We start from the raw sequence: 14,666 nt of genomic DNA, 5'->3' as shown, positions 1-14,666 counted from the left end.
ATAAGCAGAGCTCTTCTGTATTAAAAATGAAACGATATGTTTTCCTCCATTCTATAGAAACATCTACTTTTCTACAACTAATTTCTGCGTACTTGACTCGTTACCAGATTTGGTATTGACAAGGTATATACCCGATTGAAGCGAGCTGATATTCAATGAAATTCTGTTAACATCGCTATTCACTGATTTTTCATGTATTAAAACCCTTCCCGATATATCCATTATCTGAACTTCTGAAATCGGCGTTGAAGATGAGGTTATCCAAATTTGAGAATTTGCTGGGTTGGGGTGGATAGAAACAACATTTACTATTGAAACATTATTCTTTAGAACGGGTTTGGATATGCCTTGAGAACCTAATTCTCTTCTAGCTTTTACTCGACTTGAGGAAATGTGTGCCTGGTAAGAATTGACCTCATTACAGAAATTGTAAACAGCTGAATCAGCCGCATAATTGAAAATAGGGGTGTTGTAAAAATCTTTTTTAATCTTTAGCGTAATTCTCTGTCCTATTCTACTCTCTGGAGTGGTATGGATATTACTCACGGCATTTAGAACTAAGTTGTACCCTGCTTCTACTGTAATATGTCCGTTTATAGCAATTTCTTCTGCATTTATAAAGATAGTTGTCCCGATAACTTGCGTGACCATATCATGATTTATATCAATATTTTCGGTAGTATACTGATTACCGAGAGACACAATTCCTGGTGTATAAAGGTCAAATTGGCCGGAAGCAGGTGTGTCGTCCCAAGATTCAAAACTAGAATTAAAATTATTTATTAATGAATCTCTTTCGTATAGAATATAAGTCGCTACTTGGGTTGTGTTTATAGGGCGGCCTAAATAACCTATCTGCTCGAAATACATATCATGAATGAATTTTAACTTAATTGATTTAATTTCAGAGTTAAAATCATAATTAGAATATTGAGATCCTTCATAAATAGAGCACCCAGGTGGCAGTGGTCCTTCACCAACGGACATTCGATCGCGATACGATTCTACAGTGTGAATTGAATACACGTGTTGATTTACATCACTAAGCGGTACCCATGACGAATTATATATTTGTTTCCTTGTGCCATTGTCATTGTAATCACTTACCAGATATATGTTTTGGTTGGTGTTTGTTATTTCACTTTCAAGATTTTCAGTTCCTCTCGGCATAGGGGAGTTTGGAGTAAAAACTTCAATTTCAATCCCGACATAAGTTTCGGTTTTATCATAGTTAAAATCGAGTGTTCTATTCAATGCAATTTCAAGAGCTTCATCTAGTCTGATTTGAAGGTCGAGTGTATTAGAAAAATTCGTTTCGTAATAACCCCAACATCCTAAAACTTCGTGAAATTGAGTTTCTAAAGGAGATTTATCTAGCTCTGCATGAATTAAGGGATGCGGTGTTTTTAAAAGTGCTACTTGTCCTAGAACTTTATTATATGCGGGAAGCGAATACAATGATAAGTCTGTCATGTTGTATCCCCAACCAAATTGATTATCAGAAGGTAATTCTGCTTTTTCTGTAAAAGTAACACCCCCAGGTTGATTTAATTGTGGTCCGTTTTGACGGAGTGTATCATTTATTACTCCTTTATAAACAGTTTCAGAAAATGTGGCAATAGGAGTCGTAGGTTTTACCGGAGCGGATTTTTTAGGAAAAAGTTCCATGTTGAGATAATCAAAACCCACTCCTACTAAACCTTTAATTAGCCCGTTTAGAGCATCTTCTCCCACTTCCGCAAATGTATTTTTAAGTTTAAACTTTTGTTCAACTTCTTCAATCTTCTGCTGAATTTCCTCAACCGTCAAACCTGACACAGCTGTATCGACTTTTACGGAATCTACAACAAAATCGAATTCAGTGAAATTTACTCCTTGATCAACTAGTGGTTTGCCTACTTTACTAAAAAGGGCTTGTATTATTCCATTTGAGGTTGACGAATTGTATTCCTCCAGATCGGATTGGTACTTTATCAATTGTCGCCGGTATTCTTCAAACATGTCCGACATTTTGGTGTAAACCCGCTGTCCCGGCTCGTAATTGCCAGTATTAACATCAGACATATTGAAAAAATCTTCGGTTAAACTTGCAGATGTAATTGGCTGATCGACAGAAATACCTCGCGACTGTAAATCAATGTTTAAAGTTTGAATTGTCGAGAAAACAAATTGTAATTTGCCGGGAGTAGTAGTGTTGTTTCCATTTTCCGCAACTGAATTGGTCTCGCGTAAGCATATACAAGGGTCAAAAGCCATCTGAAAATCGGCAACAAGCCAGTTTGGTGATGATGTGGATTGCAGGCGAGGAGACCAGTGCACAGTTCCGGAAGTTTCTTGATCCAACGGAGTGTCATAGTTTAAAATACTCCTTAAAATTCCAGAGATTCCATTGTCGACAGATGCCTGATCAAATTGCAGCCTTATCAATACTTCTTGATAATTGGGTTGTAAGTTGTCTTTCCAGACATTTGCAAATAGTCTAAGAACCCCTCTATATCGGTTGTAGAGTACAAAGTAGGGAATATTTGTGGGGTTTGGGTTGTGAAGAATATTATTGTCTCCAAATACGGAGCCAGCCGTCAATCCATATGCACTTATACCATCAGGATATTTTCCTAAATTCATCCATAATAATTCCCAACCGTCTTCCCAATGGAAATCTCGGTTGTTAGTAATCGCACTTTGGGCGTGAATGAAGGTGTAATCACCTGATTGAACAAAAGGGTTGTTCATTGGCAGGTATGTTGATGTTACTAAATTATGTTCCCAGCCTTCATTCAGATTTATTACATATTGCGTATTTCCAGGCGGATACCAATTGAAGGCATTCAGGTATGAATTCATGCTATACGGCGCATTGGTTTGATACCATTCATTCGCCAGCTCCATGAACTCGGTATTGATTGGATTGAGAGGATTCGTTGAAATCTCCTTTTCACATTGCGCAAATAGATTAGTATTGCAAATTAGTAAAATCAGGAATGATAAGGAAGTTCGGTTAGTATGCGGCATGATTAATTCAATTTTCTGGCGTTAACTACAAAGTCTATTAGATATAATTTATATGAAAGTTTATAAATACCCGGAGTATCTTGGGGTAGTATGAATCCCCGTGGGTCGGCAGAAGCAGATCCATTCATATATCCAATACTATTCCGGCCACTAAGCCCATAATGTGTAGTATCCCCAATGTTGTGAAAATTTACTTCCGTATATATCGAGCTAGAAACATTTCCAAGAGCATCATTGCCGTCACTATCGTAAACTCCAAAGCTAAAATCAAATGAATCGGTTTCATTTTCAAAGACACCTCGAAAATTACCATAGACAGCTAGTTCATTTACGTATTTGATTAAGTAGTAAGTTCTAGACAATGAATCTCGTCCCGTAAGATTTGTGAAACAAGTTGAATCTACCGGGAATTCAATAACATGACTCACAGTAATGAAATCTGGCCTTACTTCTGGTGAATAATTGTGCGTGCGTGAAAAAACCGGATCTGAGATTACTTCTGCTCCGAGATACCAAGTATGTGTATAAATAGAACTGTCGTGCAGAGCAGAATATCTTACATCGGTGTAAAAGACAGAATCATCCCTACCAAATATAAAACCATTATTTGTCATTACACCTTCCTGCATTGCAAAATCAGCGGTAGGTTCGGTTACTGCTATACAAGGATCGTAATTTGGGCAGGCGGGGTTTGTTGGGTCGCAACAAGGAGCTTCCTGATCATCATCAGGGTTGCATGAAGAAAATCCAAGAATGAGACAGCACACCAATCCAAATTTAAATATTTCATTTAAATGTTTCATAACCGTATTTTATTTGGTCAACTTTGCTTTTAATTCCTCAATCTCTTTCTGCTGTTGTAGGAGATACAGGGTGAGTTCTTCCACTTTTTCAGTAAGTAAACGTATCGTTTCGCCTGTAGCCAGTCCTTCTTCTTCGACCTTATCTGCAGAAGGCATTTTAGGAAGATGGCCGTGCATATCAATAAAATGGCCGAGTTCATTTAATGGCATCAACTCATACTCTTTGGCGAAAACATAATCGGGCCATTCACCTTTAACTTTAACAAACATTTCTTCGGCTATACTTGATCCTTCAATATACAATGAATGTTCTTCGTCCGTATTTTCACTAATATAAATCGACCCTTCAACATAAAGCCGATGATTTCCGAAAAAATTCTCTGTATTGATTCCAACACGACCGTTTTGTGTTAAAGTCATTACTGTCTTATTGGTGTTTATATTCCGAAATCTAAAATTTTTATTTTGATTTGCGCGCCAGTTCATTTCCGGCTCAAGGCTTGAAGTTGGTACTTCTAATCCCACAGAATAATTCTGGGATTGATATACGGATAACGGGCCTTGAATTGAAACCTGATCATCGAATCTCGTTGCTGATAACCCGGAACTTACTTTTCCGGACTTATCTACCGTGAAGACGGTCAGTATTTTAGTTCCGGTTTCATCTACAGTATTTGCCTTGATTGCAAATAAGGATATTCCATAGTTGTTTCCGCCTCCGCCAGGTATTAAGTGGCGTTGCATATCAATGCGCAGTGCCGTTTGATCAACACTTCTATCATTAATATGCAGGCGTGCATCCGGTTGGTCTACATCTATTCCAATACCATAACCACCTGTTATGGAATATATAGCTTGACCCTGGGTGTAAAGCTCAGCTGGTATTTGTGCGAAGAGAAATAATGGGAAAATCAGGATAATACTGGAGAGGAAAATTTTTTTCATGACGATCAGGTTATGGTGAACGGCAATGTAACTGCGATTACTGGTTGACTAAAACGCAAAATCCTATTGGATTGGAATGTTAAAGAGTGTTTAATTACTTTAAGAACCGACGCATTGTTTCCAAAATACGTAATCCTACTTTACGTCTCAATGTAGAATAATTATTTTACTATTGAAGTGCTAACAGTATAAAAAAATTAAAATTAATGCTACTAAAAATCAATTAAACCGTTTTTTTTTTTATGAGTTTTTGAAATAGGAAGCTTGTAATTACCTATTCTTCTCCTTTTCCTCCGTTTCTTCGGTTTGAAGCAAAGTAAGCTTGACACGCTTAATCCGTCTTTTGTCGGCAGCTTCTACCGTTAGAACATAATTCTCGAAATTCACTTTTTCGTTTTTCACCAAAAGTCGACCCGATAATTCAAGCATAAAACCGGCTAAAGTTTGAGACTATCCTTTGGCTTCTTCAAAATTTTCGCCAGAAAAATTAAATCTTGTATAGATTCACGAGCGGCTTCTTTCCTTCATCATCTTTATACGTAAAGTACTTTATGTTATTAATCATCGGATAGGCAACATTAAACCAACAGGGGTGCGCCGTACCAACAATCAATTCCAGCTGACTATACTCTGAAATGTCAAATTCAAAAGGACAATCCGGAGATTTATGCTGGTATTTTGGTGTGGGCAAGTCTATTCTAAAATAGCCAACAGGTTTTGGAACTGGTGTTTCACTTCTGCAAGCATAAAGAAACAAAATGCACAGTAAAACAAGGGGAGTCTTATAATTTGAAAGGTGCTTCACACTCGGGTAGTTCAATATTGTTGAGATGTATTTCTGTGGTAAAGATAGGAATGTAGATTTATGATTTCGAAATTCAGATTTCAGATTGGAATTAAAGAATCTTCCATTCGTCTAAGCAGAGCTTTTCTGTATTAAAAATGAAACGATATGCTTTCCTCCATTCTATAGAAACATCTACTTTTCTACAACTAATTTCTGCGTACTTGACTCGTTACCAGATTTGGTATTGACAAGGTATATACCCGATTGAAGCGAGCTGATATTCAATGAAATTCTGTTAACATCGCTATTCACTGATTTTTCATGTATTAAAACCCTTCCCGATATATCCATTATCTGAACTTCTGAAATCGGCGTTGAAGATGAGGTTATCCAAATTTGAGAATTTGCGGGGTTGGGGTATATTTGAATTTGATTATCCAGATTATTGAAATCAGTTCTTCTAAGTTCTGCATGTTCTAATTTTCTGTTGTTATATGCTTCCTTACTTCGGCTACTTAAAGTACCCGAATTATAATCATTAGATTCGCAAAAAGAAGAAAGCTCGGTTGGTGTTGCAGGATAGGATATAGACCCTCCGTAAAGATCCCTTTTTATTCCTAGCTTCAGATTTGGTGTCAGATGAGAGCCAGGCTTTAATCCGATTTCTGAATACGAATCTAAAATGTAAAGAGCTCCCTCGCTACCACCTAATCCACCAAGGTCGTTATTTATTATGATCCTATCTGCATACACATTAAACGGAAAACTGCCATAATTAGATAATAGAACTTCAGGACAATTCGGATATAGCAGAGTCGATTCAATAGTTAGTTCACCTGGATACATATTTACAAAAACGGGAATTGAGGATGGAGGAATGATATTGTTCTGATCAGCTATAATATCGATACCATTTGCTTTATCTAATAACAAATAGGTAAATACTTGGGTAGTATTGATCTCCTCACCCGTGAAGCTGAGCTGGTCAAAATACATGTCTGCCATTACCTTTACCTCTATCTTGGTTGGCTTGAAATGTAAACCTTCGGTCAAAATGTTTGGAATATCGGTATCAGTACCACCATTCGTTCCGCAATAGGGAGTGAAGGTGGAATAGTTCTCATGATATAATACCGTAGATTTCAATTTACTGCCAAAAAGTAGATTGGTGACGTTCTCAACCTCATACCATCCCGAGGAAAGTTGCAATTGTCTTTTGGTTCCCTTAAATGATGGGTTCGCATCTCTTGGAATATCATGCATCAACCACAGATTAGTATTCTCATCCTCCTCAACTGTGAAGGCATCGATGGACAAATAGTTTATCCAATTCCAAGGGTTTGTTACTATGTCTCCATTTTCTAAAGTAATAGAATAACTTAAGTATACCTTGGTTTTGGCAAGATTGAGATCTACTGCTGGATTCAAAGCATAAGTCAATGGATTCTTGAGTTTGAAGTAGAGTTCCTGTTCGGCACTTTTTTGTTTGTAGACAACAGAATCTAAGGTGTAGCCTGTAGAATTTACAAAGCATGGAGAAGGTATTGGTGTACAACACCAATTACTATCGAGATCAGTAGTATAGTTTAAAACTTCGGTGACTGGTTGCTGATAATTTGAAGCAATATTAACCTCAGGGGTACGCAGAGTAGCATAAAGACCGAGGACTTCGTTGTAAGACGGGTAACTATAAGGATTAAAATCTTCACCGATATAATCTGTACCCGGTGTCCAAAAACCTACAAACGGAGCTGAATTTTGTATTGTAATTCCACCCGAAAAACGCATCTCAGAAAAACTTGCTACAGGTCTAGATGGTCTAACGGGCTCCTTATTATCCCCAAACACCATATTCGAAAAATATTTATACGCACCACCGAGTAAGGTCTTTGTTGCGCCTTGGGTGTACTTTGTAACTTCATCATTTAATCCATCCGTCGAGGCTGTTGAATCTGCCCCTACGATCATATTTTTCTTTTTCATCCACCCAGCTGCAATTGCACCGGGAAAAGTGCCAACAGCTCCCCCTATAATTGCTTCCGTACTTCCCTGTAAAAGGCCTATAAACCATTGGCTTCTTCCGAACTGGCGGTCTTCTAACTCATTTTCATAAGTTTCTAAACTAGTTTTGTAATCTTCAATTAGTCCATCCATACTACTTCGAAGAATATACCCATTTGGATCCTGCGATACAATACTGGAAGCAGTCAAAAAATCTTGATTGTATGTGACATTTCCGTTCTCATCAACTAATGGTTCTTCCACCGTGATCATTCTACCGTACAATGATATAGTGGAGCTTTGAATAGCATTAAATTCAAAGTTCAGTTTGCTAAATGAGTTGCAAGTACATGGATCATAACCTAATTGAAAATCATAGGTGTACCAGACTTTAGGGTTAGTTGAAACTCCTGTGGAAAACCCAGTGGAATTCACACCCCGTTGACCTCGAAATGGAGTTGCTTGATCTAAAGGGGTGTCATAAGTTCCCAAGTGTCGAAGTAATCCAGTGTAAGTTTCAGATGGTGACGGATTCGCATTCTCGCTATTCATAGTTAAATCTACGGATAAACTCTGCACCGCGCCGTAAGGAGTAAACAATCCTGCAAAAAGTCGAATAATACCACGATAACGGTTATAGTAAATCATGTAAGGTATTCGCCCATCATAAACCGCTCGAGGATCTGATATTGGAGCATTCACAGGAGCGATGTGCAAGGGATCTCCATTTGGGTAATAGCCGGTACCTAGATAGAGAAATTCCCAGCCGTCCTCCCAATGAAAATCACGATTTTGAAATGGGGAGGGCTGAGATAAGTGGGGGCACTTGGAACACCTGCAGATGTAGAAGGACTAAACATTTGGAACTGTGCAGGTGCGGTAAAGTCTGGAATAGCCCACCCACCTTGCGGATTTAAGAGAATGTCATTGAAAGAACTTCCATTGTGTTCACCAAAGTCAAAAGAATTAAGCCACAAATTGTTTGGGTCAGGAAAATCCGGATCGAGATTCACCGGATTCAGCGGATTTGTACTTACACCATTAATACAAACTTGGCCAAAAATCGGAAAAATGATCGCAAAGAAAATAGATATTAATCCAAACTTTGCCAAGGAACACTTTATCGCTGTATTCATATTCTAAAGTTTTCTACCTGTAAAAGTATAACTAGTATCCCAAATTGTATATTCAGCCAAAACTAAATTAGAGCTGCTATCTATGGTTGCTTTGCCTTCTGGTTTATCAATAGATCCATAAGCAGCAAAGCTTAGAATACTGTTAGCAGATCCATCAATATTCATCATAAGAGTATCACCAATCATATTCGCATTCACAAAGAAAATCCCTTGAATATTGCTTGAAGGACAAGGCAACGGTTGTATTTCGAGATGATTTGAAGATAAGGCAAACTCTATTTCAGTAGAATCGTTTGGTTGACTGCTGAAGACACCTCTGTAGCGACCCCAAATCGCTGCTTCACAGCCCAAAATTTTATTGAATGATCGCGCATGAGTGGCATGTCCATCATCTAACGGGAAGCATAGCGTATCTGGAGTTTTAGTTACGATTAGAGTATTGGGGTACGAACCATTTGGAAGGTTCCCCAATGTTGTGGTAATCTCTGAACCACCTATTGTGGTGTCTATTCCCAAAATCCAAGTGTATGTCGCACCTTCTTGAGGGATCGCACTAAATTTTAAAGTGCCACCAGTTACGACATCATCTTCAATAAAAACAGAGGCATTTTCTCCAAAATTTGAGAGTGCTTGAGAAATCGTGAAAAATGCTGTTGTCTCTATTTTTCCATAACACGGATCATAATTAGTACACTCCGGATTTGTAGGGTCGCAACAAGTGTTGTCATCATCTGGATCGCAAGAGCTGAAAACCAGCGCTAAACCAACCGCTAAGAATGCTGTTTGAATATCTTTTAAGCTTAGCATCACCTTAATTTTTATTGATTTCTTCTCTCAACAACTCTATTTCTTTCCGCTGCTCTAATAAGTAAAGTGTAAGTTCTTCAACCTTTTCAGTAAGAAGCCGAATAGTCTCGCAAGTTGCCAGACCTTCTTCTTTAATCTGATCCGTCGAAGGCATTTTAGGAAGGTGTCCGTTTTTATCAATAAAATCACCGAGCTCATTTAAAGGGTGCGCAGTATCCACAATCAATTCCAACCGGCTGTATTCGGATATGTCAAATTCAAAAGGACAATCCGGAGATTTATGCTGGTATTTTGGTGTGGGCAAGTCTATTCTAAAATAACCAACGGGTTTTGGTACAGGTGTTTCCCTTCCGCAAGCGTACAGAAACAAAATGCACAGTAAAACAAGGGGAGACTTATAATTGGAAGGATGCTTCACACTTGGGTAGTTCAATATTTTTGAGATGGATTTCTGTAGCTAAGATACTAAATGTTTCTAAGTATGGAAAGCACAGCATCGTTGATGCATATTCTTCTTTTGGCAAAAGCTACTTTTACAAGAATGAAAACCAAACATCAAAAAAGACACTTCGATGGAAGAGCCTTTTCTATGCCTGAAGTGCCAATTGGATTTAACTTCTTTTACTTGGTCACTACCAATTTCTCTGAAAAGATCTCATCGCCGCAGTCTACCCTGACGATATAAGTACCCGGAGCAATACCCGACAGGTTGATTTGTGCTACCCGTGAATAGGCTTGTAAGTTTTGTTGTTTTATGGGTTTTCCAGGTAGATCGAATATGGTAATGACTGACATGTCGAGGTGGGATGAACGGAGGGTAAGCTGGTCGCGGGCGGGATTGGGGTAGAGTTGGATGGAGCCTCTCTCGTTTAAAACTTTTGTGTACTCTTTCCTAGTTTCCTGATCCTGAATTTCGTTGTTTGTGCTGATTGCAGCAGCATCAATATGCGCTTGATAATTTGTAGAACTACAAAAGCTTGCAACTTCGGCATTATCAGCGTACTCAAAGACAGGAGTATTGTAAAAATCCTTCTTAATATTTAGGTGAATTCTTGGGTCAATTGCTCCACTAGGGCTCAATTGAACTCCAGAAACTATTTTGATCTCTTCCAGAGCATTTATAGTTAAACTATATCCTTCTTCGATATTTAAGCCAGCTGTTATTAAAACCTTTTGAGCATCTATTACAAGGCCTCCATTAAACATTACTGAAGTAACTGCGGGGTGATTGGTATCAATCAACTCTGATCCCAAAGTTACTTCACCCGGAGTATATGCCTCAAAATTGGCGGTAAGGGTACTCCAAGTGCTTTCATCGGCTAAATGATTTATACCTGTAGCCTGATCATATAATTGGTATGTATTAATTTGGATGGTGTTTACTTGTACATTACTAGATCCAATTTGATCAAAATACATATCATGCATCAGTTTAATATTTAACTGATCAATTTCGTAATCAAAAAATGCCATTCCAAAGGGGTCATTGACATCACATTCATCGGCATAATAATTAAATGATGTACCGGTGAATTCGAAAACTTCTTCATAAAGCAATTGAAACACCACTTGGTTTAATTCTTCGAGTGGAATCCATTTTGAATTGAACTCCAGTTTTGTTTGGTTGGAATTTACAAATTGCCTATCCAAATTCATATTTGTTCCTTGGTTTATTTCTGAATAGTAATTGAAATCTCCGGAGTCATAAAGATATTGATCAGCAACCTCCACATCATTACCGAGCTTTAAGTTAACCTGAACGTAGGTTTTGGTTTGATCATAGTCAAAATCGAGTGCATTGCTGAGCGCGATTTTCAATTCTTCGTCAAATTTTAATTTAAAGTCTACCTTAGATCTGAATTCTTTAGTCACATAACAGGTTACTCCACCGCCATTCGGGGCTCCTTCATCTTCATACGAGAGTATATTTGTCACTGTATCTGGTGCAAAATAAAAATCTACATTTGGAGTTTCTAAAAGAGCTACTTGCCCCAACACTTCGTTATATACAGGCAAGCGATGAGGTGATAAAGGCGTAGCGGGCTCCCACGCTTGCGATAGGCTTCCCGGGATGATCATCGGAGCTGATGCACGGGTTGAAGTATTGACAATAGTTCCTTTATAAACAGACTCTTCAAGCGTGGCAACAGGCACAGCAGGAGGTGTGGGCTTAGATGGCGCAGGAGAAAATATTTCTGTTGAAAGGAAACCCACGCTTTCACCAATTAACCCCTTCGCTTTGTCAGCAAATTTATTTTTAACGTTCTGGGGTTCAATACCGATTGACAGATCTTCAAGTGAGGTTGCTTCTCGCCAATCATCATTAGTCACCCATGTCAAAAGTGAGTCACTGATGAGAATGCTTGAAAGACCACCAGTAAGATATTTGGCAACTTGCTTTATAGCAAACTTCTGTAAGGCCAGCGAAAAGGGTGTGGTTTGATTATATTCTTCAAGATCTTCAAGATATTTACGCTGCTTTTTCTCAAATTCTTCTGCCAGCCTATCCATATTTTGATAAATTTCTGTACCGGGAACATATTCCCCTACGTTGACTTCAGACATATTCAAAAAGCCTCTTGTCGTGTATGTCGTGTCATTGATGGGAACATCGATAGCAACTGTCCTTCCGACAATATCCACATCCAGGGTGCTGAACGCATTAAAATCAAAAATCAATTCACCTGTACTCATGCAGCTGCAAGGATCGTAGCCAATTTGAAAATCTGCCACTATCCATTGTGTGAGATCAGGAGCGTGAAATCGAGGAGCATGAATTGATTTAATTTCTGTAGGCTCACTTAATGCTATATCATAGGCAGAAGCGTTACGAAGGATGCCAGTTAGCCTATTTAGGATTCCAGAGTCATTTGTAAATCTCAAAACGACGTCAATATCTTCAAAAGTTGATTCGGCGCTGTACCAAACATTAGCAAACAAGCGGAGTATACCCCGGTAGCGGTTGTAGATAGCAAAGTATGGAGCGTTTGACGGTAGTGGTTCATAATCCCAATTGTGATTGTCGTAATAAGAGCCTGTTGCGGGATTATTGATGGCATGACCATCGGGGTAATAGCCCATATTCATCCAGAGCAGTTCCCATCCATCTTCCCAGCGGTAATCGTAAAAATCGGGGTGTACTCCGGCGGGCCTCAAATACTCAAACCCTTCGGGCATTAAGATATCGTAGGGATGCACCATAGCTACGCTGGGGGCATTTCCGGGCCATTGGTGATCCCAATTTAAATTGTCTCGGTAGATCGTTGGGTTGCCATCACTCCAATACCAACTCCACTGATTGAGCCAAGGGTTATGTGTATCGGTTCCATTTCCTGGATACCATTGATTGGCAAGAGGTAAAAATTGGTTGTTAACAGGATTGTACGGGTTGGTGCTTATGCCATTAACGCATGGCTGGCTAACTGCATTCAGGGCAAAACTCACCCAAATTAGTCCTGCAAGGCTGATTTTCAAGAATAATTTCATTTCAAAATATTAAATGGTTGTTCTATTCAGGTAACACCCTTCCTTTGAAGGTGTACTCGGTAGGATCGAAAAAGAATTTATAATTCATTTCTACGCTCATGTCCTCTGGATCTATTACCAGAATAGCGCCTCTCAAATCCGGATCGTAGATAGAGAAATATGTATTTGTAACGCTACTCGCAGGAAATTGAAGGGAGTCATAACTATTGTGGAAATTAATCCCGAAAAAGGTCCAATTCGATGATGATATTTGAACCGGATTACCAGTGTGGCCTTCTAAGCATCTAATCATAAAGTCAAAAGAGTCTGCTTCGTTATTGATTACCCCTCTGAAGGTTCTATCTATAGTTAACAACTCGCTCAAGTAATCAATCAGGTAAAAGGTTTGTGCCACAGAGTCCCTGCCCGTAGCTTCCGGGTAGCAAAGGCTATCTATTGGGTAGGTGATGACATGTGAAATGGTAATATAGGATGGCCTTGAAACATTTGAGAAATTTCGCTCTACCGTTGTAGTAGTGAATGTCTCCGCTCCTATATACCAAACATGGGAAACATCAGGCCCTTCAAAAGGAGACCTGAATCGAACAGGGCCGCCCAAAATTACACTGTCATTGATCCATAGGTATTCTCCAAATTCAGGCCATATCAATCGATCTTCAGTAAAAAAACTAGCATTTGGTTCTTCTTTGCCATAACAAGGATCATAATTTGGGCATTCAGGATTGTTCGGGTCATCACATGGGCACTCTGTGTTATCATCGTCTTTTTTGCAGCCTGTCAACACAACAAAAAGAAAAACGGTTAAGTAAAGGATAAGCTGTTTCATACTTTTTATTGTTTGATTTCGGCCTTTAAGACGTCGATTTCCTTCTGCTGCTGTAAAAGGTAAAGTGTTAGTTCCTCCACCTTTTCAGTAAGAAGGCGTATCGTTTCTCCCGTGGCCAACCCTTCTTCTTTCACTTTATGTGCAGAAGGCATTTTAGGAAGGTAACCGTTTTTATCAATAAAATCGCCGAGCTCATTCAGAGGCATCAATTCATACTGATCAGCAAAAACATAATCAGGCCAATCGTCTTTTAATTTTACGTACATCTCTTCAGCAACCGAAGACCCTTCAATATACAAAGAATGATTGTTAACAAAGTAATCTGTATTTATACCAACTTTGCCATCAGGCGAAATGGTGAGTGGAGTATTGCCACTATTACTACTCTTAAAAGTTAGATTTTCCGCATTTGCTGAATTCCAGGCAATTTCCGGGATTAAGTTGCTGCCATCATCTGCAAACCGCATAGTGATCGTATTACCCGTAGTAATATCAGGCCATTCATTCTTTGGTTTCACATTTATCTCTTCGGCTATACTTGAGCCTTCGATATATAATGAGTGCGTTTCTTCTGTGTTTTCAGTAATGTAGGTTGATCCTTCAACGTATAGCCGATGATTTCCGAAAAAATTCTCTGTATTTATACCAACACGTCCATTTTGTGTGAAAGTCATTACCGTCTTATTGGTATTTACTAAAGTTTCGCAGGAGCTATTGTGTTGATAATTAACATTGTAAAGTTAAAAAGTGCAGCATTTTTATTACTTTAAGATTCTGAAAAACAGTATCTTAAAGGCGTAATTCCAAATACGTAAAAATGCTGCAATCCAAAGATATTAAAAATTTGTCAGAGCTGACTACTT

11 protein-coding genes and 1 pseudogene are annotated in these 14,666 nt (G+C 38.6%); all 12 read right to left on the bottom strand.

The annotated features are described in order from the left end of the window. Window positions 1-63 precede the first annotated feature (63 nt). A complete protein-coding gene (locus tag G3O08_RS19350; protein WP_163287104.1) occupies window positions 64-2,889 on the bottom strand; it encodes a T9SS type A sorting domain-containing protein in 2,826 nt (941 codons plus the stop codon). 125 nt (window positions 2,890-3,014) lie between these two features. Continuing rightward, window positions 3,015-3,815: a hypothetical protein gene (locus tag G3O08_RS19345; RefSeq protein WP_163287103.1), complete on the bottom strand. Its 801-nt coding sequence runs from the start codon at window positions 3,813-3,815 to the stop codon at window positions 3,015-3,017. Between the two features lie 9 nt (window positions 3,816-3,824). Then, window positions 3,825-4,760 (bottom strand): hypothetical protein, encoded by a 936-nt coding sequence (locus G3O08_RS19340; protein WP_163287102.1) that lies wholly within the window; start codon window positions 4,758-4,760, stop codon window positions 3,825-3,827. Between the two features lie 270 nt (window positions 4,761-5,030). Further along, window positions 5,031-5,195, bottom strand: a pseudogene (locus G3O08_RS19335) (transporter associated domain-containing protein); the annotation flags it as partial. A 52-nt stretch (window positions 5,196-5,247) separates the two neighbouring features. After that, the gene (locus G3O08_RS19330; RefSeq protein WP_163287100.1) at window positions 5,248-5,565 is read right to left on the bottom strand and encodes a hypothetical protein; all 318 of its coding nucleotides are present in this window, start codon (window positions 5,563-5,565) and stop codon (window positions 5,248-5,250) included. 174 nt (window positions 5,566-5,739) lie between these two features. Then, window positions 5,740-8,196, bottom strand: a complete 2,457-nt coding sequence (locus G3O08_RS19325) for a T9SS type A sorting domain-containing protein (RefSeq protein ID WP_163287099.1) — start codon at window positions 8,194-8,196, stop codon at window positions 5,740-5,742. A gap of 98 nt (window positions 8,197-8,294) precedes the next feature. Further along, the gene (locus G3O08_RS19320; protein WP_163287098.1) at window positions 8,295-8,684 is read right to left on the bottom strand and encodes a hypothetical protein; all 390 of its coding nucleotides are present in this window, start codon (window positions 8,682-8,684) and stop codon (window positions 8,295-8,297) included. 3 nt (window positions 8,685-8,687) lie between these two features. Beyond that, entirely contained in the window at window positions 8,688-9,491 is an 804-nt protein-coding gene (locus G3O08_RS19315) for a hypothetical protein (protein ID WP_163287097.1), read from the bottom strand. Window positions 9,492-9,495: 4 nt separating this feature from the next. Beyond that, on the bottom strand, window positions 9,496-9,924 hold the full coding sequence (locus G3O08_RS19310) for a hypothetical protein (RefSeq protein WP_163287096.1): 429 nt from the start codon (window positions 9,922-9,924) through the stop codon (window positions 9,496-9,498). A gap of 188 nt (window positions 9,925-10,112) precedes the next feature. Then, window positions 10,113-12,977 (bottom strand): T9SS type A sorting domain-containing protein, encoded by a 2,865-nt coding sequence (locus tag G3O08_RS19305; RefSeq protein ID WP_163287095.1) that lies wholly within the window; start codon window positions 12,975-12,977, stop codon window positions 10,113-10,115. Window positions 12,978-12,999: 22 nt separating this feature from the next. Continuing rightward, on the bottom strand, window positions 13,000-13,803 hold the full coding sequence (locus G3O08_RS19300) for a hypothetical protein (protein WP_163287094.1): 804 nt from the start codon (window positions 13,801-13,803) through the stop codon (window positions 13,000-13,002). Window positions 13,804-13,808: 5 nt separating this feature from the next. Further along, window positions 13,809-14,477 carry a hypothetical protein gene (locus G3O08_RS19295; protein WP_163287093.1) on the bottom strand — a complete coding sequence of 223 codons (669 nt, stop codon included), beginning with the start codon at window positions 14,475-14,477 and terminating at the stop codon, window positions 13,809-13,811. Window positions 14,478-14,666: the final 189 nt, after the last annotated feature.

The organism is Cryomorpha ignava (assembly GCF_010686655.1).
Lineage (GTDB): Bacteria > Bacteroidota > Bacteroidia > Flavobacteriales_D > Cryomorphaceae > Cryomorpha > Cryomorpha ignava.
The sequence above is the reverse complement of the archived record's forward strand: the minus strand, read 5'-3'. Positions and strand labels throughout refer to the sequence as shown.

What these genes read in the sequence shown, in the direction of transcription:
- G3O08_RS19350 (WP_163287104.1), bottom strand. Translation starts at nt 2,889, where the DNA reads ATGGAGCTGGCGAATGAATGGTATCAAACCAATGCGCCGTATAGCATG.
- G3O08_RS19345 (WP_163287103.1), bottom strand. Translation starts at nt 3,815, where the DNA reads ATGAAACATTTAAATGAAATATTTAAATTTGGATTGGTGTGCTGTCTC.
- G3O08_RS19340 (WP_163287102.1), bottom strand. Translation starts at nt 4,760, where the DNA reads ATGAAAAAAATTTTCCTCTCCAGTATTATCCTGATTTTCCCATTATTT.
- G3O08_RS19325 (WP_163287099.1), bottom strand. Translation starts at nt 8,196, where the DNA reads ATGATTTACTATAACCGTTATCGTGGTATTATTCGACTTTTTGCAGGA.
- G3O08_RS19320 (WP_163287098.1), bottom strand. Translation starts at nt 8,684, where the DNA reads ATGAATACAGCGATAAAGTGTTCCTTGGCAAAGTTTGGATTAATATCT.
- G3O08_RS19315 (WP_163287097.1), bottom strand. Translation starts at nt 9,491, where the DNA reads ATGCTAAGCTTAAAAGATATTCAAACAGCATTCTTAGCGGTTGGTTTA.
- G3O08_RS19305 (WP_163287095.1), bottom strand. Translation starts at nt 12,977, where the DNA reads ATGAAATTATTCTTGAAAATCAGCCTTGCAGGACTAATTTGGGTGAGT.
- G3O08_RS19300 (WP_163287094.1), bottom strand. Translation starts at nt 13,803, where the DNA reads ATGAAACAGCTTATCCTTTACTTAACCGTTTTTCTTTTTGTTGTGTTG.
- G3O08_RS19295 (WP_163287093.1), bottom strand. Translation starts at nt 14,477, where the DNA reads ATGACTTTCACACAAAATGGACGTGTTGGTATAAATACAGAGAATTTT.